The sequence below is a fragment of the Paenarthrobacter sp. JL.01a genome (assembly GCF_025452095.1).
Classification (GTDB): Bacteria; Actinomycetota; Actinomycetes; order Actinomycetales; family Micrococcaceae; genus Arthrobacter.
Window position 1 is genome coordinate 233762 of sequence record NZ_CP104877.1, and the last position, 20000, is coordinate 253761.

At 63.5% G+C, this 20000-nt stretch carries 21 protein-coding genes and 1 tRNA gene; 13 read left to right on the top strand and 9 right to left on the bottom strand.

The window, feature by feature from the left end; genetic code table 11:
- Positions 1-24: 24 nt before the first annotated feature.
- On the bottom strand, positions 25-1152 hold the full coding sequence (locus tag N5P29_RS01125) for an FUSC family protein (RefSeq protein ID WP_262276867.1): 1128 nt from the start codon (positions 1150-1152) through the stop codon (positions 25-27).
- 249 nt (positions 1153-1401) lie between these two features.
- Here N5P29_RS01125 and pstS point away from each other — a divergent pair, with 249 nt between their 5' ends.
- The 4 genes from pstS (at position 1402) to pstB (ending at position 5521) form a co-directional block, all read left to right on the top strand.
- The gene (gene pstS / locus N5P29_RS01130; RefSeq protein ID WP_262276868.1) at positions 1402-2523 is read left to right on the top strand and encodes a phosphate ABC transporter substrate-binding protein PstS; all 1122 of its coding nucleotides are present in this window, start codon (positions 1402-1404) and stop codon (positions 2521-2523) included.
- Positions 2524-2654: 131 nt separating this feature from the next.
- The gene (pstC, locus tag N5P29_RS01135) at positions 2655-3587 is read left to right on the top strand and encodes a phosphate ABC transporter permease subunit PstC (RefSeq protein ID WP_262276869.1); all 933 of its coding nucleotides are present in this window, start codon (positions 2655-2657) and stop codon (positions 3585-3587) included.
- Complete coding sequence (gene pstA, locus N5P29_RS01140; RefSeq protein WP_144663134.1) at positions 3588-4691, top strand: phosphate ABC transporter permease PstA; 1104 nt, start codon at positions 3588-3590, stop codon at positions 4689-4691. It begins immediately after the preceding gene.
- Between the two features lie 50 nt (positions 4692-4741).
- Positions 4742-5521, top strand: coding sequence for a phosphate ABC transporter ATP-binding protein PstB (pstB, locus tag N5P29_RS01145; RefSeq protein WP_144663133.1), 780 nt, complete (start codon positions 4742-4744; stop codon positions 5519-5521).
- Between the two features lie 158 nt (positions 5522-5679).
- Here pstB and N5P29_RS01150 read toward each other — a convergent pair whose 3' ends face one another.
- Together N5P29_RS01150 and N5P29_RS01155 are read right to left on the bottom strand one after the other, a co-directional pair.
- Entirely contained in the window at positions 5680-6696 is a 1017-nt protein-coding gene (locus tag N5P29_RS01150; protein WP_262276870.1) for an inorganic phosphate transporter, read from the bottom strand.
- Position 6697: 1 nt separating this feature from the next.
- Positions 6698-7315, bottom strand: coding sequence for a DUF47 domain-containing protein (locus tag N5P29_RS01155; RefSeq protein WP_144663131.1), 618 nt, complete (start codon positions 7313-7315; stop codon positions 6698-6700).
- A gap of 175 nt (positions 7316-7490) precedes the next feature.
- Here N5P29_RS01155 and N5P29_RS01160 point away from each other — a divergent pair, with 175 nt between their 5' ends.
- Entirely contained in the window at positions 7491-8216 is a 726-nt protein-coding gene (locus N5P29_RS01160) for a hypothetical protein (RefSeq protein ID WP_262276871.1), read from the top strand.
- Positions 8217-8451: 235 nt separating this feature from the next.
- Here N5P29_RS01160 and N5P29_RS01165 read toward each other — a convergent pair whose 3' ends face one another.
- Positions 8452-9111: a hypothetical protein gene (locus N5P29_RS01165; RefSeq protein WP_144663129.1), complete on the bottom strand. Its 660-nt coding sequence runs from the start codon at positions 9109-9111 to the stop codon at positions 8452-8454.
- Between the two features lie 239 nt (positions 9112-9350).
- On the opposite strand from N5P29_RS01165, the gene N5P29_RS01170 reads away from it, so the two are divergent.
- Positions 9351-9423 (top strand) — tRNA-Lys (locus N5P29_RS01170).
- Positions 9424-9643: 220 nt separating this feature from the next.
- Here the strand turns inward: N5P29_RS01170 and N5P29_RS01175 are convergent.
- A complete protein-coding gene (locus tag N5P29_RS01175; RefSeq protein WP_262276872.1) occupies positions 9644-10342 on the bottom strand; it encodes a DUF3800 domain-containing protein in 699 nt (232 codons plus the stop codon).
- Positions 10339-11013, bottom strand: coding sequence for a class I SAM-dependent methyltransferase (locus tag N5P29_RS01180; protein WP_262276873.1), 675 nt, complete (start codon positions 11011-11013; stop codon positions 10339-10341). The genes N5P29_RS01175 and N5P29_RS01180 overlap by 4 nt, the downstream gene beginning before the upstream one ends.
- A gap of 124 nt (positions 11014-11137) precedes the next feature.
- Here N5P29_RS01180 and N5P29_RS01185 point away from each other — a divergent pair, with 124 nt between their 5' ends.
- Positions 11138-12673, top strand: coding sequence for an arabinosylfuranosidase ArfA (locus N5P29_RS01185; RefSeq protein ID WP_262276874.1), 1536 nt, complete (start codon positions 11138-11140; stop codon positions 12671-12673).
- Here the strand turns inward: N5P29_RS01185 and N5P29_RS01190 are convergent.
- Together N5P29_RS01190 and N5P29_RS01195 are read right to left on the bottom strand one after the other, a co-directional pair.
- Entirely contained in the window at positions 12670-13041 is a 372-nt protein-coding gene (locus tag N5P29_RS01190; RefSeq protein WP_262276875.1) for a hypothetical protein, read from the bottom strand. The genes N5P29_RS01185 and N5P29_RS01190 overlap by 4 nt on opposite strands.
- Positions 13042-13159: 118 nt before the next feature.
- Complete coding sequence (locus N5P29_RS01195; protein WP_262276876.1) at positions 13160-13843, bottom strand: GAF and ANTAR domain-containing protein; 684 nt, start codon at positions 13841-13843, stop codon at positions 13160-13162.
- A 338-nt stretch (positions 13844-14181) separates the two neighbouring features.
- Between N5P29_RS01195 and N5P29_RS01200 the strand changes: the two genes are divergently transcribed.
- Positions 14182-15186, top strand: a complete 1005-nt coding sequence (locus tag N5P29_RS01200) for a LacI family DNA-binding transcriptional regulator (RefSeq protein WP_262276877.1) — start codon at positions 14182-14184, stop codon at positions 15184-15186.
- Positions 15187-15218: 32 nt separating this feature from the next.
- Entirely contained in the window at positions 15219-16319 is a 1101-nt protein-coding gene (locus N5P29_RS01205; RefSeq protein WP_262276878.1) for a D-TA family PLP-dependent enzyme, read from the top strand.
- Here N5P29_RS01205 and N5P29_RS01210 read toward each other — a convergent pair.
- On the bottom strand, positions 16316-16831 hold the full coding sequence (locus N5P29_RS01210; protein WP_262276879.1) for a flavin reductase family protein: 516 nt from the start codon (positions 16829-16831) through the stop codon (positions 16316-16318). The two genes, N5P29_RS01205 and N5P29_RS01210, sit on opposite strands and share 4 nt — an antisense overlap.
- Positions 16832-17028: 197 nt before the next feature.
- Between N5P29_RS01210 and N5P29_RS01215 the strand changes: the two genes are divergently transcribed.
- From N5P29_RS01215 to ureE, 4 genes are read left to right on the top strand one after another with little or no spacing between them, the layout of a single operon-like run.
- Entirely contained in the window at positions 17029-17331 is a 303-nt protein-coding gene (locus N5P29_RS01215) for an urease subunit gamma (RefSeq protein ID WP_262276880.1), read from the top strand.
- Positions 17332-17339: 8 nt separating this feature from the next.
- Positions 17340-17693, top strand: coding sequence for an urease subunit beta (locus tag N5P29_RS01220; RefSeq protein ID WP_262276881.1), 354 nt, complete (start codon positions 17340-17342; stop codon positions 17691-17693).
- Entirely contained in the window at positions 17690-19420 is a 1731-nt protein-coding gene (gene ureC / locus N5P29_RS01225; RefSeq protein ID WP_262276882.1) for an urease subunit alpha, read from the top strand. Before N5P29_RS01220 ends, ureC begins: the two co-directional genes overlap by 4 nt.
- A gap of 8 nt (positions 19421-19428) precedes the next feature.
- Entirely contained in the window at positions 19429-19902 is a 474-nt protein-coding gene (gene ureE, locus N5P29_RS01230) for an urease accessory protein UreE (protein ID WP_262276883.1), read from the top strand.
- Positions 19903-20000: the final 98 nt, after the last annotated feature.

Sequence of the window (20000 nt, forward strand, 5' to 3'; positions counted from 1 at the left end):
CGCTGGGAACATCCTGAATGCTCCCTAGAGGGCCGGAAGCACTGCCCGGGCCTCCTCCGGCTCCATCCCGCTGGCCTCCAACAGGTCGACCATGAGTGGCCGGAAGAGCATCACCACGGTTTCACCCTCGAGCCTTTGCACGTCGAGCATCTTGGGGTGCAGCCGGGCCGCGATGTCGGAAAGGTGGTTCCTGGCGCGCCGCAAATGGACCCTCCGGGTGCCTTCGCTTTGCTCGGAGAGGCCTATGGTCAACTCGTCGATGGCCGCAGCAGTCTCCTGCAGGACCTCCGAGATACTGTCGATCGCTTGGTCGGACAGCGCGGCGTGGTTGATGGCGCTGGTGAGGCGCCGGGCAAACACCCGGCTGTTACGGAGTGCGAGGTCGATGTATTCCAGGGAGTGCTCCAGGCTGGCGAGCTCCTCGCGGTGCCTGCGATGGGCGGGTGCCAGGGTGGCAACCTCCCCGGATGCCCGCAGCGTCTGCCGCATACGGTCAACCAGCGGCTGGCAGTTGCGGCCGCGGATCAAAGCGTGCCAGGCAGCTGTCGAGTCGCTCTCGATCATCGCAGTGGCACACTCCCGCAGTACCTCGGCGAGTTCGTGCAGGATCTTCTGGACGTCCTTGCGGGGTTCCCTGCGCGGATCCTTCGGCACCAGGATCGTCACCAACAGCGCACAAATACCGCCCACCACTGCGTCCAGGCTGCGCGTGAACGGCCCGCCGGCCGGCGCAGGAAGCAGCACCACCAGCAACGACTGCAGTCCCAGCTGCGTGGTGAAGATGGTTCCGCTGTCCAGGAACCTGGCCAGCAGGATGGAGAAAAGAAGGACGACGGCGGCCTGCCAGATTCCAGCGCCGAGCCAGTGGAGCAGGAGGTCGCCGACCACGATGCCGAGGGTGCAGCCCAGCCCTACCTCAATGACCCGGCGAAGGCGTGGATCGCGCGAGAAGCCAAGGGCAATCAGTGAGGACGTGGCCGCGAACAGGGGCCCTTGATGGCCCAGAACGTATTCGGCGAAAGCGTAGGCACCCACTGCGCACACCGTCATTTGGATGGCCGGGGTCAACGAGTTCCGGCTTCGGACCAGGCCGGTCCGTACCCTGGCCCGCAGAAACCTCTTGCTTGCAGTGAGTCCCTTAGCGGCAGCCATGCCTTTCAGTCTATTTGCCCGGCCACGTTCCACCGAGGAACGACGAGCGTAACGGGGGAACCACTCAAGGTGGCACGCGACACATAACCCAATGGTCCGCCGTCGTTCACCTTCCGTTCACCTGCCACCGCAGATCCCGTTACCTGCGCTCCTTACCTTCAGTAAAGGAACAAAACGGTCCACAGCTCGCGCACGCCGAAAACTCCGTTCGGAACGCATCTGAGAAATCCCTGGAAGGGGCACATCCAAGTGAAGGCAACTCGCTTCGGCCGCAACGCGGCACTCGCGGTCATCGCAGCAGGCGCACTCGCGCTCACGGCTTGCGGTTCTGACAACGCAACCGGCACCACTGGCGGATCCCAGTCCGCAGCAGCCGGCACCAAGGTGACGGGCACCCTGACCGGCATTGGCGCCTCCTCCACCGGCGCAGCCATGGACGCCTGGAAGGCCGGTTTCGCCTCCGCAAACCAGGGCGCCACGGTCCAGTACTCCCCGGACGGCTCCGGCGCAGGCCGCAAGGCCATCATCGACGGTTCGGCACAGTTCGCCGGTTCCGACGCCTACCTGAAGGACGACGAGCTTGCCGCCTCCAAGGCCAAGTGCGGCCCTGAAGGTGCCATCAACATCCCGGTCTACATCTCCCCGATCGCCGTCGCCTTCAACATCCCCGACGTCAAGGAACTGAAGCTCGACGCCACCACGGTTGCCAAGATCTTCCGCGGTGAAATCGCCAACTGGAACGATCCCGCCATCGCTGCCCTGAACTCCGGCGTCACCTTGCCGGACCTCAAGGTCACCCCGGTGAACCGCTCTGACGACTCCGGCACCACCTCGAACTTCACGGACTACCTCGCATCCGCTGCTCCCGAGGTCTGGACCGACAAGGCTGCCGGCGTTTGGCCCGCCTCCCTGAAGGGCGAGAACGCAAAGGGCACCTCCGGCGTCGTCAAGACCGTCACCGACACCCCCGGTGCCGTGACTTACGCCGATGACTCCGCTGTTTCCGGCAAGCTGGGCACCGCTTCCATCAAGGTCGGCGACGAGTTTGTGAAGATCTCCGCCGACGCTGCCGCCAAGGCTGTTGAAGCCGGCAAGCCCGTTGACGGCCGCGCCAGCAACGACGTCGCCATCAAGCTGGACCGCAAGACCACCGCATCGGGCGCCTACCCGGTAGTGCTCGTCTCGTACCACGTTGTCTGCACCACGTACGAGACCAAGGCTGTTGCCGACCTGGTCAAGGCCTTCGAGACCTACGTCGTTTCCGACGAGGGCCAGAAGACCGCTGCCGACGCCGCGAAGTCCGCACCGCTCTCCAAGACGCTGCAGGACAAGGCCAAGGCCGCCATCGAAACCATCAAGGCCAAGTCCTAAGGGCTTTCGCCAAGAGCACGGCTGAACACTGAAGTTCCCTGTCCCGCTCGCCGGTGGCCGCAACGCCACCGGGGCGGGGCAGGGAATTTAGCCGTGTAAGACCAGTTCACTCCAGACTGAAGGATCGTGAAGTGACCACCAACTCCCTGACAACCTCCCGAGGCGCAGGACGCGCCGGGGACAAGGTTTTCTCCGGGGCCGCCATGGCCGCAGGGTGCCTTATTCTCGCGGTCCTCTTCGGAGTCGCGTTGTTCCTCGTAGTGCAGGCCATCCCGGCCCTCACCGCCGCGCCCGCCGACATCCAAGGCGGACACGGCTTCTTCGCCTACATTGCTCCGATCGTGGTGGGCACCCTGATCGCCGCCGTGATCGCACTGGTTATCGCAACGCCAGTGGCCATCGGCGTGGCCCTGTTCATCTCGCACTACGCACCGCGCCGGCTCGCCGCCGGACTCGGTTACGTGGTGGACCTCCTGGCCGCCATCCCCTCCGTTGTCTACGGTGCGTGGGGTGCGGCTTTCCTGGCCAAGGAAATTTCCCCGGCCTACGACTGGCTGGCCAACAACCTCGGATGGATCCCGATCTTCCAGGGGCCGGCCTCCGCCACCGGAAAGACCATCCTCACTGCGGGCATCGTCCTGTCAGTCATGGTCCTGCCCATCATCACCTCCCTGTCCCGCGAAATCTTCCTGCAGACCCCCAAGCTGCACGAAGAAGCCGCGCTGGCACTGGGAGCCACCCGTTGGGAAATGATCAAAATGGCAGTGCTGCCCTTTGGCCGTCCCGGCATCATCAGCGCCGTCATGCTTGGCCTGGGCCGCGCGCTCGGAGAAACCATGGCCGTGGCCCTGGTGCTGTCCTCCGGCGTCCTCACCGCCAGCCTGATCCAGTCCGGCAACCAGACCATTGCCGCGGAAATCGCCCTGAACTTCCCTGAAGCCAGTGGCCTGAAGGTGAACACTCTGATCGCCGCCGGCCTGGTGCTGTTCGTCATCACCCTTGGCGTGAACATGATCGCCCGCTGGATCATCACCAAGCACAAAGAATTCTCGGGAGCCAACTAAATGACCGCCACCGCAGTCCGCAAGCGCTCCGCGCTCACCAAGGGCCAACTGCCGAAGTTCGCGCCCTACATCGTCCTGGCTGTCGCGCTCATCGTCGGCGCGGCCATCCTGGCATTGATCGGCTTCAACGCCTTCGGCTGGGGCATCGTTTCGGCGATCCTCTTCGCCGTCGGCCTGGTTTCCTGGAGCGGCGTTGTAGAGGGTTCCCGCAAAGCCAAGGACAAGCTGGCTACCTGCCTCGTTGTGGGTGCGTTCCTGATCGCTTTGCTGCCTTTGATCTCGGTGATCGTCACGGTGCTGATCAACGGCATCCCCGGACTCATCACCCCCGGATTCCTTGGCACCTCCATGAACGGCGTCACCGGCGCGTTCGACAACAAGGCAGCCGAAGAGGGCGGGAAGGTCCTCGGCGGCATCTACCACGCACTGATCGGCACCATCCAGATCACCCTCCTTGCAACCGTCATCTCGGTGCCCGTTGGCCTGCTCACCTCGATCTACCTGGTGGAATACGGCAACGACCGTCCGCTGGCCCGCGCCATCACCTTCTTCGTCGATGTCATGACCGGCATCCCGTCGATCGTGGCCGGCCTCTTCGCGGCAGCGTTCTTCTTCGCCGTCGTGGGCCCCGGCACCAAGACCGGTGCGGTGGCCGCCGTCGCGCTCTCCGTCCTGATGATCCCGGTGGTGGTCCGCTCCAGCGAGGAAATGCTGAAGATCGTCCCGAACGAGCTCCGCGAGGCCTCCTACGCGCTGGGCGTACGCAAATGGCGCACCATCACCAAAGTGGTTATTCCGACGGCGATCTCCGGTATCGCTTCCGGTGTCACCTTGGCGATCGCGCGCGTGATCGGTGAGACCGCGCCCATCCTGGTGACCGCCGGTTTCGCCACCACCATCAACAACAACGTGTTCAGCGGCTGGATGGCTTCGCTGCCCACGTTCATCTACACGCAGATCCTCAACCCGACGTCGCCGTCCAACCCTGGTCCGTCCGACCAGCGTGCCTGGGGCGCTGCACTGGTGCTGATCATCCTGGTGATGCTCCTGAACCTCGGAGCACGCCTCATCGCCCGCATCTTCGCTCCCAAGACGGGCCGTTAGCCGGCCGCCGGCTCTAAACTTCCAGAACCCCCAAGGAACAAAGGAACACCATGTCCAAGCGCATCGACGTCAAAGACCTGAATGTCTACTACGGCAATTTCCTGGCCGTCGAGGACGTCAACATCAACATCCAGGCCAAGTCCGTAACGGCATTCATTGGCCCGTCCGGCTGCGGCAAGTCCACCTTCCTCCGCACCCTTAACCGCATGCACGAGGTCCTCCCGGGCGCCCGCGTCGAAGGCGAAGTACTGCTCGACGGCGACAACCTGTACGGTCCCGGCGTGGACCCCGTAACCGTTCGCACGCAGGTGGGCATGGTCTTCCAGCGCCCCAACCCGTTCCCCACCATGTCCATCCGCGACAACGTGCTGGCCGGCGTTAAGCTGAACAACAAGAAGATCTCCAAGGGCGCAGCTGATGCCCTGGTGGAGAAGTCCCTCGTGGGCGCCAACCTGTGGAACGAGGTCAAGGACCGCCTGGACAAGCCGGGATCCGGCCTCTCCGGTGGCCAGCAGCAGCGGCTCTGCATCGCCCGCGCCATCGCCGTTGAACCCCAGGTGATCCTCATGGACGAGCCGTGCTCCGCTCTGGACCCCATCTCCACGCTGGCCGTCGAAGACCTCATCAACGAGCTCAAGGACCAGTACACCGTGGTGATCGTTACCCACAACATGCAGCAGGCTGCCCGCGTGTCCGACAAGACCGCGTTCTTCAACATCGCAGGCACCGGCAAGCCGGGCAAGCTCATCGAATTCGCTGACACCGCGTCCATTTTCAACAACCCGTCCCAGAAGGCCACGGAAGACTACGTCTCAGGCCGCTTCGGATAAGGGTTCCGCGGGTTCCGGCTTCCATGGGGGAGCCGGCACATAACGACGGCGGCCGTCGCCTTGGGGGTACGGCCGCCGTCGTTCTTTGTTACCCAACTGGGGGACAGGTGAGGGTCCACTGAACGCTCAGTGGGCCCGTATCTGTCCCCCAGTTGGGTTTATAGGCGGGTGAGGGGGGAGAACGCGAGTTCCAGGATGAACGCCGCGGCCGCAGTGATCAGCGGGGTGGCTACCCAGAACATCAGGATCCTCCGAACGAGGCGCCGGTTCACGGTGTGGAACCGCTGGTTGATGCCCCCGCCCAGTACGGACGCTGTGAGCGTGTGCGTAGTGGAGAGCGGCAGCTGGAAACCAATTGCACCCACAAACAGCATGACGGACGTCAGGGTCTGGGCCACGAATCCCCGTAACGGATCCACCCGGATCAGTTTGTGCCCCAGGGTGTGGGAGATTCTCCAGCCACCCAGCAATGTTCCCGCCGTGAGCATGGCGGCCGTGAGCAGCAGAATCCATAGGGGTAGCTCGTCACCGCCTGACAACCCGGCGGCCACAACGGCCAGGAAAATGACCGCTGCTGTGCGCTGGCCGTCCTGCAGGCCATGACCGAACGCGACAGCCGCACTGGACACGGCCTGGGCCCGCCGGAAGCGCCTGTTCACCACATTCGGCTGGGTGTAGCGGGCGGCCCACGTCACTGGCCACACCAGCAAATACGCCGCGCCGAAAGCTATCAACGGGGAAAGCACCAGCGGCAGCACCACCTGGGTGAGAACGATGCCGTCCACGCCACCGAGGGAGTTTCCACCCACCAGGATGCTGGCGCCGCCCGCACCTATGAGCCCACCCACCAACGAGTTCGTGGAGGACAAGGGAATGCCCCGCCACCACGCATAAACTCCCCACAGTATGGAAGCCGCCAAGGCTGAGGCGAGCATGGTGAGGCCCCCGGTGCCCTGGGGCAGTGTGATCCAGGATTGCGTGAAGGCCAGGACGAACGTCCCGCTGAGCATGGCGCCCACAAAGTTGAAGACAGCAGCCAGGAGCACGGCGACCGATGGCGTGAGGGCTCGGGTTCGCGTTGAAAGCGCGACGGCGTTGGAGACATCCCGGAAGCCGTTCAGGAATGCAAAACCCGAGGCCAAAGCAACTACCAGGACCAGGACGGCGATGGTCACGTCATGATTCCTTGACGATGATGCTGCCTACCTGCGTGGCGACCTTCCGCATGTCCTTGGTTACTTCCACCAACTGGTTGGCGATGTCCCGGTGCCGTGCGTACTGTGTCGACTTCATGTCCTTGAGCATCTCCGCTACCCAGATCCGGTGGGTGCGCTCGGCACGCTTCGCCAGGCGGAGTATCTCGATCCAGTAGTCCTCCAGCTCGTCGAGGTCTTCGAGTTTCCGCATGGCGTCCACCGTCAGCTCGGCCTGGCGGCTGATGATCTCCAGCTGGTCGGCCGCACGTTTGGGGAGCCGGTCCAGCTTGTAGATCGCCACGAGGTCACCGGCGGCATCCAGCTTCTCCATGGCCTCGTTGAGGTGCCGGGAGAGGGTGTACATGTCCTCGCGGGGGAGGGGGTTCACGAAACTGGTGCGCATATGCGTCAGGAGGGCGAAGTGCAGGTCCAGCGACTTGGACTCGTGCTCGTGGAGCTCTTCTGCGAGCCGTTCGTGCTCGCTGGCAGGGGCGCCAAGAATTTCGGAGAGCGTTCCGGTGGCGGCCACTATGACGCCGGCCATCTGTGCCAGCAGTACGAGCCCGGCAGGTTCCTGGGGGAAAAGGCGCAGCTTCATGTCGCTTCCGGGCTGGGGACGGGTGGGCGCGGGCCGCTTGACTTGACGCGTCCCGTTTCGCTCCCAACTTTACCGGTCAGCAGGAGTGCTGCGGGAACTTGTCCCCATCGCAAGCCGCCTCACATGCATGCAACACTTGGGACGTCTGCTAATTAATCCAATCAATGGGGGATCCATGCGTCTCAATAACCTTATGAAGATCAGCGGCCTGGCCGCCGCGGGGCTTCTTGCCCTGAGTGCCTGCGCTCCGGCCGCGACGGGCCCGACGGCGGGCGGTTCCGAATCGCCGTCGTCGTCCTCGTCCTCCTCGCCGTCGTCGTCTGCCTCATCCGCAGCATCATCGGCTGCCTCCGAGGGCACCTCCTCGGGTTCCTACAAGGTGGCGTCATGGGCGCTCCCCATCTCCGACGAGGGGGAGAAGCTGGGCAGCATGAAGGGTGACAGCTTCTCCGTCGACGTCTTCCAGGTGGCCACGGATGTCGCTTCCAAGGACAGCATGTTCGTGGACAAGGAAACCAAGGAGAACCTGCTGAAGAAGGGCGCTCCGATCGTCTACGTGAACTACGTGGTCACCAACACGTCATCGGCCGACATCCCCCTGAGTCACTCGCTGGTGACGCCCAACGCCAAGTACACGGACTGGAAGTACCTTGGCGGCATGCCGTCCGACTCCAGCAGTGACGGGTTCAAGAAATATGGCCTCACCAGCTCAGGCATCAAGCTGAAGGAGAAGGACCCGTTCGTGCTGAAGCCGGGCGAGTCGTTCAACATCGCTGAGAACTTCGCCTATACCGCTGGCAAGGAGACGGAGATCAAGGCGACGATGACGCCCCAGGATGCCTCCGGCGACCTCGATCACGACAAGAAGGAAACCGCCGAAACCACGGTCACGCTGAAGTAGTTCCTTTGCCACGTTTGCCCGGGCCGTCTCAGGACGAGCCCGGGCAAACTGCGTTCGGGCATAAAAATGGTGCCGAACCGGATACGCCTCTCGGCGGTAGGCCGCTCGAAGCGGCTATAAGTTGAAGCCCGGGGGTTTCGCGGTTCGACACCAGTTTTAGTTTTCACCGTCTGGCTGGCTAAGTCAACATTGACAGTCCGGGCCGGACGTGGGTACGTTTCGCCCGTTTTGCGCGTTAGTCCAGCTCGCCCAGCCGCCACGCGTTAGCCGCGTGCTCGAGGTCTTCGGCGGTCTTCACCAGCTGGTGGGAGTTGCGGGTGAGCTTGCTGGCGTGGCCCTCGTTGGTGTGCTCGGCGCCGTCGGCAATCGTTGCCTGGCCGAGCGCCACCACGCGGCAGAATGCAGCCGAACGTTCCAGCGCGACGTCGAACTCGCCGTCGAAAGCACCAGACAAAATAGCGTCCGCCATCGTCTTCATTTCTTCGGCTCCAGGCGGCTCGGCCGCCCCTGCCACCACGTTGGAAACCTGTGCCGTGTCCCGGCCGGCCCTGAAGTACACCGAGATGCGCTCCGGGTTCTGGATGGTGGCGGCGCGAAGGGCGTACAGCCGCCAGAGCGCGCCGGGCAGGCTGCGGGCGGGGCTCTCGGCCCACATCTCGGCGATCGCATCCAGGCCCTGCTCGTCGGCTAGCTTCACCAATCTGCGCGTGACTTTGGGGTCGTCGCTGTCGCGGCCACGCTTCACCAAGGCCTGGGCGGCGAGGTGGGCGGCCTCGGAAACTCTTGCGGGATCGGCCCCGCCGGCGAACGGTTCGAAATCGATGGGAGCGAAGGGCTTGGGCTTGTGGTGCCTGTTTGCTCCGCCGTACGCACGTGATCCTGGCTGTTCGCTCATGAGTTCACCGTACTCCTGTGCTCTGGCGGGGTCGAGTAACGCTTGTTTCGGGCGCTTGGGGCCGAGGGGCGTGCCTCCACGACCCACTTTGCCGCCGCCGGTGGGCCGACACGCCGCCCTCAGCGGCGCGTCGCCGTCGTGCTTCCGCCCAAAGAAGGTCACGACGGCGCACCCCACCCCGGGTTCCTTACCTGCCTTGACCTTGGGGTACAGTATTTATGGCTGTTTCAACAGCTGGAGGGCCTTTAGCTCAGTTGGTAGAGCATCGGACTTTTAATCCGTGGGTCGTGGGTTCGATCCCCACAGGGCCCACCCTCCAGATCCCCCGGAACTTCACGGTTCCGGGGGATTTTTTGTCTCAGGGCGGCGCGGATTTTGCCACCTTTGGATGGCGCCCGGAATCTTCGATGGGCGGCTCTTGCGAGGGCTGCCTTCGATTGCTACGGTTGTGAACGTAGGACGCGGAAACGTCTCCCACATAGACCGAAACCCCGATGCAGAAGCGCGGGGTTTCGCGTTTTAATCAGCAGTCCTACTGGTCGGGCCAAACAAGGCTGAACCGGGTAGCTTTCTCGAGATTGCTTCTGATTTCCCGCATCGCTTTTTTCGCTGCGGGATGGCCTTCCGTAATTGTGAGGAAGCGGTTAGTCAGGAAAGTGGCCATGTCTGCGGCTTGAAGCAGCCGGCTGTGGTTCGACGGGCCGAAATAGATCGTGTCTATAAGGTCGCTCAAGGGAATGGTTGTATAACCCCACTGCGCGGCGGCGCGCATCCCTCGAAATCGCGTTCTGCTGTCCGGCGCGGCGTGGTGCTCGTCGGCGAGAACCAGAACGCTTTCGTTTGTGTGATCAAGGTTCAGGACGCGCTGGACGGACTCGAGAACGTGAGAGAGTGCGAGCCTATGAGCCGGAAGGGGAGCCGCATAGTTGCCGTTGAGTTTCTCGATGTCAATGCCTCGAAAGACAAAGACAGCCCCGGACTCCCGTATGGCCTCGGCGGCTTGCTTGCAGACGCTGACCGACAGCCAGACCGGCACACCTTCCCATGCTCCCTTTTGGTGGAAAACTTCATAGCCATGGAGCTCAGTTGCGGGATCGAACCCAGGTACGTCCTGCGTGACCGTTGCGACAATTGCATCGAGACTCTTTTCCAGCGCGCGTGCTTCCACTGCTCCCACCATCAGTGCACCCATGTAGTAGAGCTTGCCGCCTCGCGCCGATGCAAGGATCATTCGGTGATTTTAGTTGAAAATCCATCAAAGTTACTAAACCGTTGAAGCGCATCGGGGCCTCCGGAAAGTCTTACCGACGTGCTGCCACGACCGCCGCATGGGGGCGGACTCCGGGATCCGTCCGCGAGTCCGCGCTGACCAGGGCGAAACCTGCACGCTCCAACCGGGCGGACATCTCCTCCGCAGGCCAAAAGTAGGCGGGCATTACGGCGTGCGGGAATTTCCTCCACCGCGTCGGCTTCGAAGAAACCGAGCAGCAGACTCCCTCCTGGCCTGAGGCGTCGGGCGAATTCGGTAAACACCGCACCCAGATCCTCCGGCGGCGTGTGGATCACCGAGTACCACGCGAGAATTCCTGCCAGCGAGCCGTACGGCGTCGACAGCTGTTCCAGGGAACCCAAGGAGAAATGTATGTCCGGGTAGTTCTCCCGGGCGGTGGCGATGAACTCCGGAACCAGGTCCACCCCCTCGACGTCAGTGCCCAGCGAGTGAAGGAAGCTAGCCCACTGCCCCGGGCCGCAGCCGGCATCGATGACCTTTCCATCGAGTTCGCCGGCCCATTCCCGGACCAGTGCCCTGTCGGAAGGATGCATGCTGCTGATGGACCCGAAAAGGCGCGTGTACTCGGCAGCCCGGGCAGCGTAGGCGGCACGAACGGTGTGCGATCGCATGAACCCAGCGTAGAGCCGCGCGAAAAAATCTCTTGACTCCCACCCCATCCACCGACAGCATGGTTTCTATAACGTTGTAAATTGACTCGTACGCCCCGCACACCAGCAGACAAGGACCCACGCTTTGGGAGCCCAGAACAACACCGCCAAGATCACCATCGACCCCGCGTTCGTCATCGGCCCCGTGAGGAGGAAGACCTTCGGGGCTTTCGTCGAGCACCTCGGCCGCTGTGTCTACACCGGCATTTTCGAGCCGGAGCATCCCAAGGCTGATGAGGACGGATTCCGTACAGACGTCCTGGAGCTGACCAAGGAACTCGGCGTCTCCACGGTCCGCTATCCCGGCGGCAACTTCGTTTCCGGCTACCGCTGGGAGGACGGGGTGGGCCCGAAGGAAAACCGTCCCACGCGTCTTGACCTCGCCTGGCACTCGAGCGACCCCAACCTGGTGGGCGTGGATGAGTTCGCCAAGTGGTCCGTGAATGCCGGGGTGGAGCCCATGATGGCCGTGAACCTCGGCACCCGTGGAACCCAGGAAGCACTGGACCTGCTGGAGTACTCCAACATCAAGGGCGGCACGGCGTTGTCCGAGCAGCGCAAGGCCAACGGTGCCGTGGAACCCCACAACATCACCATGTGGTGCCTCGGCAACGAGATGGACGGCTTCTGGCAGATCGGCCACAAGACGGCCACGGAGTACGGACGCCTGGCCGCGGAAACCGCCCGGGCGATGCGCATGGTCAACCCGGATCTGGAACTCGTTGCCTGTGGAAGTTCCGGGCCCAACATACCCACGTTCGGCGAATGGGAACGCGTGGTCCTCAACGAAACCTATGAGCTGGTGGACCTGATCTCGGCGCACCAGTACTTCGAGGACTTCGGCGACCTGCAGGAACACCTGTCCGCAGGCCACAGGATGGAAGCATTCATCAAGGACATTGTTTCCCACATCGATCATGTGAAGTCGGCTACCAAGTCCGGGAAGCAGGTCAACATCTCCTTTGATGAGTGGAATGTCTGGCACATGACACGCGACGAGTCCAAGACGCCAACGGGTGACGACTGGCCGGTTGCGCCGGTTCTGCTGGAGGACCGTTACACGGTGGCGGACGCAGTGGTGGTGGGCGATCTCCTGATCACGCTGCTGCGCCACACCGATCGCGTTCATTCAGCGAGCCTTGCCCAGCTGGTCAACGTCATCGCGCCGATCATGACCGAGCCCGGCGGCCGCGCGTGGAAGCAGACAACCTTCCACCCGTTCGCCCTCACGTCCCAGCATGCCTCGGGCGCAGTACTCAATCTCGCCGTCGAGTCACCGCAGTTGGACAGCGAAAAGACAGCCGGCTTCAGCGCCCTGTCGGCCGTGGCGACCTACGACGCCGATGCCAACCAGGCCGTCGTATTCGCCGTGAACCGTTCGGCGACGGACGCGCTGACCCTGGAGGCCGCCGTCGGAAGCTTGAACGCCGGCAAGGTTATCGAGGCCGTGACCTACGCGAACAAGGACCCGTACTGGCAGGCGACAGCCGACGATTCGACGTCGGTCCTGCCGTCCGAGAACGTCAGTGTGAAGCTCGACGGCGGCAACCTCACCGCGGAGCTTCCGGCCGTGAGCTGGACCATGATCAGGCTGTCCCTGGATTCGGGCAACGACAGCTAAGCGATCTGCTGCGTTCCGTCGTGGAACGTCGGGTAGGCGGAGATGGGAGTGACGGTGGCGGGGGCCGGTTTTGGTGGGTGCGATGCAGCTTCCGGAGCCGGGCCGTCAACGGTCACGATCTCCATGGATTCCATGTCCAGCAGGCGCCGGGTCCCTGTCTGGTCGTTGAGCCAGAACAGGTCGGTGCCCGCCACGGTCTTGACCACGGTGCCCTGGTGGTAGAGGCGGCCGTTGTGCCACGCCTCAATGTAATCGCCCTGTTTCAGGGGGTGCTGTTCCTCCTGGCTGCCGGGTACTGCGCCGAATGCTTGGGCCAAGGTGGCCTGTGTCTTCAGCGCCTGGAACAGGTCCCTGTTTGCAATGCCCATGGTTGCCTCCTCAGCTGGCTCCGCCATCTACTTGGATCCAGCTTTGCGCAACTATGTTGCGGGCGCGTTGCAGGGGTATGAGCGACGTGTGACGGCTTAAGGAGTCTGTGTGGGGCCCTTAGTCTTCAAAGGATGCAGGAAGATGCCGGTCTCCCGCGATATGGGCGACGACGGCCTCCGCCACCGCGCGCAGCTTGATGTTGCGATGACTGGAAGCATCCGCCAGGACCTGGAAGGCAGCATCGCGGCCACATCTGTTTTGCGCCATGACGATGCCCACGGCGGTGTCGATGGTGGTGCGGGAATCCAGTGCCGCTGCCAAGTTCGCGCGTGCGTCCTGCAGCTGGGTCATCTTCAGGGCCAGCTGCAGTGCCTTCGCTCCAGTGGTGGTCACCCGCTGGGCTGCACGAACGTCCTCCTCGCCGAAGCTGTGTGGATTTGCCGAGTACAGATTGACGACGGCGGCAGAGGTGCTGTTCAAGTCCAGGGGCAGCGCCAGGATGGCACCAATATCCGTGTCCTCCACGGCTTGCATGTAGTCCGGCCAACGGCTTTCATGCCGTATGTCGGGGACATGGGTCATGGTCCGTGTCCGGAGGGCGCTGAGGCAGGGGCCGTCGCCCAGGTCATTTTGAATCTTGTCCAGGCGGCGGGCCAGCGGGTCACTGTCCGCTACGGCAACCGGCTTTTTCTGCCGCATGACCGTCATTCCGCAGGACACCGCGTTGGCCGACGTTGTGAGTTCGTCCGCGGTCAATTCCACAAGGTCGCCGAGAAAGCCGGGAATGTCCGCGTTTTCCACCAGCAGATCCTGGATGCGCTCCAGAAAATTGGTCAGGTCTGGCCCGGATCCTGCGGATGGAACGTTTTCAGAAAGATGATTTTGCTTTTTTGCAGAATATTTCGCTTTTTGGTTCCGGGCCATTGTGGCCTCGATTCAGCGTGGCCGGACCGCACGAATTTCCGGCTGGGCGGTTGGGCACTCGTATTCGCGCACAACCCGGATAAATCAGTTCCGGAGCATCACCATCCGGTATCTCATACTTCGACACTACGCTTAGGACGTGCAACAAGATACAGCCGTCAGTGCGCATCTTTAATTGCACCGATGTATTTCACCAGCACTGAAGGAGTGCCCGCATGGCCGTCACCATGAACGACGTCGCGAAAGCCGCAGGGGTTTCGTTGAAGACAGTTTCCAATGTCATCAACAACTACGAATTCATCCGGCCAACCACGCGGCAACGTGTCCTGGACGCCATCGAGGAGCTTGGCTATGAGACCAACCTCACGGCCCGCAGTCTCCGGTCCGGGAAGACCAACATGCTGGGCCTCGTCCTGGCCGACCTTTCCATCCCCTATTACGCGGAGCTGGCGTCCGACATCATGAAAGCAGCCTGGCGTCGCGGCTACCGGGTCCTCGTGGAACAGTCCGGCAACGAGGCAGGACACGAGAAGGCAGCAATCCAGGGCCAATTCCGCAGCCTCACCGACGGCCTTCTTTTCATTCCCCTGGCCCTTGGTGCCGAGGAGATTATCCAGGCGGCGGGCACCAAGCCGTTGGTCCTCCTGGGGGAATATGTGCAGGACCCGCGCTTGGACATGGTCCTCATCCAGAACCAGGAAGCCGCCGCCGCCATCACCACCCACCTGCTGGCGGGTGGCCGCCGTCGTATAGCTGTCCTGGGGGCGGCCGACGGCGACACAACAGGCAGCGCCGGCCTGCGGCTCAGCGGGTACAAGGCTGCGCTCGCGGACGCCGGCGTTGAGTACGACCCCACCTTGCTGGTGCGGTGTGAGTGGCGACGAGATGGGGGAGCAGGGGCCATCGCCAGGCTGTTGGACAGTGGCGCAGAGTTTGACGCCGTGTTCGGCCTCAACGACGCCTTGGCCCTGGGAGCTCTTCACGAGCTCCTGGTCCGTGGAAAGAAGGTGCCGCAGGAGATCGCCGTGGCCGGTTTCGACGACATTGAGGAGGCGCGGTTCGCGTCGCCGTCGCTGACCACCGTGGCGCCGGGGCGGGCGGAAATTGCCGAGCGCGCCGTCGAACTCCTGATCGAGAGGATCGAAAGCGACCAGGAAACCTCCGGGGTCCGCCAGCCGGAAGCCGCCTTCGAGGTGAGGGTCCGGGATTCCGCGCCTTAGAGGTTGGTGCCGGGCCGGTTAGTCTTTGAGGAATGAACGTAATTCCAGCCGCCCTCCGTACCCCCGCCGTCATGATCGACGTCGATATCCTTGACCGCAACATCCAGCGGATGGCTGACAGCATGCAGGGCCGTGGGCTGAATCTGCGCCCGCACGTCAAGACGCACAAGACCTTGGAGATTGCGCGCAAGCAGCTGGCCGCAGGGGCAGTCGGTATCACGGTTGCCACTATCGGCGAGGCTGAGGTTTTTTCGGCTGACGGCGTGAAGGACATCTTCATCGCGTACCCGCTGTGGGTCGAAGCTGAGAACGCTGAGCGGCTCCGGGCCCTGGCCGCGGTTTCCCGCCTGGCTGTCGGCGTGGATTCAGCGGAAGGCGCGACGGCGATGGGTCACCAATTGGGGCCGGACGCCGGTTCCGTGGAGGTTCTGATCGAGGTGGACAGCGGCCACCACCGCAGTGGTGTCCTTCCGGACGAGGCAGTGGACGTGGCCCGTGCTGCGGCCGCCGCAGGACTCAGGGTGGCCGGCGTCTTCACCTTCCCCGGCCACAGTTACAAACCCGGGATGCCAACGGGTGCGGCCGGCAACGAAAACGAGGCCCTGGGGCAGGCGGCTGCGGCCCTCGGTTCGGCTGGTTTCGAGGCACGGACCATCAGCGGTGGGTCCACTCCCACGGCACTCCTCGACGGGCCGACGGCTGCAACTGAGCTGCGCCCCGGCGTCTACGTCTTTGGCGACGCCCAGCAACTGGAGCTTGAACGGTGCACCTGGGACGACATCGCCCTTACGGTGGCCGCTACGGTGGTCAGCCGCCACGAAGCACGCGGCGGCAACGTCCGGCGCGTGGTGGTGGATGCCGGCAGCAAGGTCCTGGGCGGCGATCGTCCCGACTGGGCCACGGGTTACGCCCGGCTGCCTGAGTTCCCGGAGGCCCGGGTGACGGCGCTGTCGGAGCACCACGCCACGGTAGTCTGGCCGGATTCGGAGGAGCTTCCGGCCTTGGGCACCCGGCTCAGGGTGATCCCCAACCACGTCTGCCTCACCATGAACCTGGTGGATGAGGTTTCAGTGGTGCGCAATGGTGCCGTGGTGGACACGTGGGCCGTGGCGGCGCGGGGCAGGAACAGCTAAGCCGGCACGCTCTCAAGCAGGGTGTGGAACGCCCGGTCGTGGTACACCAGCGGGGCTGAGTCGCCATCTGCTGCCCGGATGTCCTCAACCGTGGCCGCGAGCAGCACCGAGCCTCCCAGCGGCGCGCGGTGAATGATGGTGCACCGCAGCGCCCACTGGGCCTCCGGGAGAAGGGGTTCGCCGGTGGGCAGCCACTGCCAATCCATGTCTTCCGTGAAGCGGGGAGCTGTGGGGTCCGCAAAGGTACGGGCCAGTCCGAGCTGCCCCGCCCCGACGAGATGCACCACGATCGACTCCGCCGCTGCAACGACCGACGCCGAACGGCCGCCTGTTACTGAGAACGCAAGGGTTGGTGGATCCACGGCCACCGAGGCCACCGAGGAAGCAGTGAGTCCCACCGGTCCCTCCGGTCCTGAGGCAGTGACGATCGCGACTCCCGCCGGGTGTGCACGGAAGGCGGCCCTGAAGAGCTCGCCGACGGCCGGGGAAGGCAGGGGATTGTGGTGGGTCATCGCTATACCTTTGATGGGAATTGCTCGAAGATGGCGCCGCTGGGCGCACAGTAAACGATGCTAGAACCTCAACATTAGTTGAGGTCAATTCGGGCCCATCCGGACGCCGCCTGAGACAGATCGGAAACGTGTTTGAAACTTCCGCTCCTTACTCTGGGGACATCAGGCCCAGCTGTGCCCACCGTTAAGGAGATGTCGTGCACTTATTGCCGCGTGAGCAGGAGAAACTCATGATCGTGGTGGCCGCGGACCTCGCACGGCGCCGCCAGGGCCGCGGGCTCAAGTTGAACTACCCCGAAGCCGTAGCCATCATCAGCTACGAGCTCATCGAGGGTGCCCGCGACGGCAAGACCGTGGCGGAACTTATGAGTTACGGAACCACGCTGCTCAGCCGCGAAGACGTGATGGAGGGCGTTCCGGAGATGATCCACGATGTCCAGATCGAGGCCACGTTCCCTGACGGCACCAAGCTCGTCACCGTCCACAACCCCATCCGTTAGGAGCCCCCATGATCCCCGGTGAATACAGGCTCCGGCCAGGTTCCATCACCTGCAACAGCGGACGCGAGGCGATCGCCGTCGAGGTCGTAAACCGCGGCGACCGTCCCGTGCAGATCGGCTCGCACTACCACTTCGCCGAAGCGAACCGTGCCCTGGAGTTCGACCGTGAAGCCGCCTACGGCCGCCGCCTGGACATCCCGGCGGGCACAGCCGCGCGCTTTGAACCAGGGGACAGGAAGACGGTCCAACTGATTGAGCTTGCGGGGTCCCGCGAAGTCTTCGGCCTCAGCAATGCTGTCAACGGAAAGCTCGACGGCGGCACCGGCCTTGGCGGTTCTGCCCAGGAAGGGGACGCGCAATGAGCTTTGACATCCCACGCAGGCAATACTCCGAGCTCTACGGGCCGACTACCGGTGACGCCATCCGCCTGGCGGACACAGAGCTGTTCCTTGAGATCGAGAAGGACTACACGGTCCACGGCGAGGAAGTGGTCTTCGGCGGGGGCAAAGTCATCCGCGACGGCATGGGCCAGAACGGCCAGCTGACCCGCGCGGAGGACATCCCGGATACGGTCATCACCAACGTTGTGGTCCTGGACTACACCGGGATCTACAAGGCCGACATTGCCCTGAAAGACGGGCACATCTTCAAGATCGGCAAGGCCGGAAATCCGCAGATCGCCGATGGCGTGGACATAATCATCGGCACCAGCACCGAGATCATCGCCGGTGAACGGAAGATCCTCACAGCCGGGGGCATCGACACCCACATCCACTTCATTTCCCCCGAGCAGGTGCCGGCCGCATTGTGCAACGGTGTCACCACCATGGTGGGCGGCGGCACCGGACCTGCCGAGGGCACCAAGGCCACCACCATCACGCCCGGCGCGTGGCACATCTCCAGGATGCTGCTCGCTGCTGAGGGACTGCCCGTGAACATCGGCCTGTTCGGAAAGGGCCATGCGTCCGCCGTCGAGCCCCTCGCTGAGCAGATCCGCGCTGGTGCGGTAGGGCTGAAAGTCCATGAGGACTGGGGCTCAACCACATCCTCGATTGACATGTCCCTACGCGTGGCGGACGAATACGACGTCCAGGTGGCCATCCACACAGACACCCTCAATGAGTGCGGCTTCGTGGAGGACACCATCCGGGCCATCGACGGCCGGGTCATCCACACCTTCCACACCGAAGGTGCCGGCGGCGGCCACGCCCCGGACATCATCGAGATCGCCGGCCTGCCGAACGTCCTCCCTGCCTCCACCAACCCCACGCTGCCCTACACGAAGAACACCATTGAAGAGCACCTGGACATGCTCATGGTGTGCCACCACCTCAACCCGGACATCCCGGAAGACGTGGCATTCGCCGATTCCCGGATCCGTGCCGAAACCATCGCCGCCGAAGACGTCCTGCACGACCTCGGTATCTTCGCCATCACGTCCTCGGACTCCCAGGCCATGGGGCGGGTAGGCGAAGTCGTGACCCGGACCTGGCAGGTAGCCGACGCCATGAAACGCCAGCGTGGCGTGTTGCAGGACCCCTCGGGAGCGGAGCATGGCTCGCCGGACTCGGACAACTTCCGGCTCAAGCGGTACGTGGCCAAATACACCATCAACCCTGCCATCGCCCAAGGTATGGCTGACGTGATCGGCTCCGTGGAAGAAGGCAAATTCGCGGACCTCGTGTTGTGGGATCCCGCGTTTTTCGGCGTGAAACCCGAACTCGTCATCAAGGGTGGACAGATCGCCTACGCCCTGATGGGGGACTCCAACGCTTCCATCCCCACGCCGCAACCGCGCACCATGCGGCCCATGTTCGCCACCTACGGGAAGGCGCTCCAGCAGACGTCCATCACCTTCCTCTCCAAGGCAGCCATCGACGCCGGTGTTCCAGCCGAGCTCGGCCTCGAACGCGTGATCAAACCTGTAGCCGGCATCCGCGACCTCACCAAAGCGGACCTCAAATTCAACGGTGAGACGCCGGACATCGCCGTCGACCCCGAAACCTACAAGGTGACGGTCGACGGCGAAGAAGTCACCTCCCAGCCGTCCGACGTGTTGCCCATGGCGCAGCGCTACTTCCTGTTTTAGGAGCCTGCATGATCATCGAAAAAATCCTGGGCAACCTGCACGAGCAACCCGGGGACTTCACCGGCCACCACAAGGAAAAAGTGGTGCTTCCCAGTGCGCTGCTGGTCAAGCGGATCCAGCGCGTCACCACGGACCACGGCAAGGAACTCGGCATCCGCCTCCCCAGTGGTTCCGGGGACCTTCGCGACGGCGACATCCTGGCCGCGGACGAGCACAACGTCATCGTCATCTCCGTGCTGCCCACCGACGTCTTGGTGATCGCGCCGCGAAGCATCCACGAAATGGGCGTCGTGGCGCATTCACTCGGCAACCGTCATCTGCAGGCGCAATTCTTCGGCTCCGATTCCGAGTACGGGGCCCAGGTCATGGTGTGCCAGTACGATCACACGGTCGAGGACTACCTGAAGAGCGTCGGCGTCCCCTACGACAGGCAAGAACGGGTCATGCCGGTGCCGTTCCGCCATGCTGAGCACTCGCACTAAAGTCAAGCGCCGCGTCAGGTTGGGTGCGCGCGCTTGCGCTTCGCTGGGAAGGGGGCCGTGCCCGCTTCGCGATGCCCGCCACGCCGCGGCCCCCTTCC

Coding starts and splice junctions, on each gene's coding strand:
- N5P29_RS01125 (WP_262276867.1), bottom strand. CDS start 1,152: ATGGCTGCCGCTAAGGGACTCACTGCAAGCAAGAGGTTTCTGCGGGCC.
- pstA (WP_144663134.1), top strand. CDS start 3,588: ATGACCGCCACCGCAGTCCGCAAGCGCTCCGCGCTCACCAAGGGCCAA.
- pstB (WP_144663133.1), top strand. CDS start 4,742: ATGTCCAAGCGCATCGACGTCAAAGACCTGAATGTCTACTACGGCAAT.
- N5P29_RS01155 (WP_144663131.1), bottom strand. CDS start 7,315: ATGAAGCTGCGCCTTTTCCCCCAGGAACCTGCCGGGCTCGTACTGCTG.
- N5P29_RS01160 (WP_262276871.1), top strand. CDS start 7,491: ATGCGTCTCAATAACCTTATGAAGATCAGCGGCCTGGCCGCCGCGGGG.
- N5P29_RS01165 (WP_144663129.1), bottom strand. CDS start 9,111: ATGAGCGAACAGCCAGGATCACGTGCGTACGGCGGAGCAAACAGGCAC.
- N5P29_RS01175 (WP_262276872.1), bottom strand. CDS start 10,342: ATGATCCTTGCATCGGCGCGAGGCGGCAAGCTCTACTACATGGGTGCA.
- N5P29_RS01180 (WP_262276873.1), bottom strand. CDS start 11,013: ATGCGATCGCACACCGTTCGTGCCGCCTACGCTGCCCGGGCTGCCGAG.
- N5P29_RS01190 (WP_262276875.1), bottom strand. CDS start 13,041: ATGGGCATTGCAAACAGGGACCTGTTCCAGGCGCTGAAGACACAGGCC.
- N5P29_RS01200 (WP_262276877.1), top strand. CDS start 14,182: ATGGCCGTCACCATGAACGACGTCGCGAAAGCCGCAGGGGTTTCGTTG.
- N5P29_RS01205 (WP_262276878.1), top strand. CDS start 15,219: ATGAACGTAATTCCAGCCGCCCTCCGTACCCCCGCCGTCATGATCGAC.
- N5P29_RS01210 (WP_262276879.1), bottom strand. CDS start 16,831: ATGACCCACCACAATCCCCTGCCTTCCCCGGCCGTCGGCGAGCTCTTC.
- N5P29_RS01220 (WP_262276881.1), top strand. CDS start 17,340: ATGATCCCCGGTGAATACAGGCTCCGGCCAGGTTCCATCACCTGCAAC.
- ureC (WP_262276882.1), top strand. CDS start 17,690: ATGAGCTTTGACATCCCACGCAGGCAATACTCCGAGCTCTACGGGCCG.
- ureE (WP_262276883.1), top strand. CDS start 19,429: ATGATCATCGAAAAAATCCTGGGCAACCTGCACGAGCAACCCGGGGAC.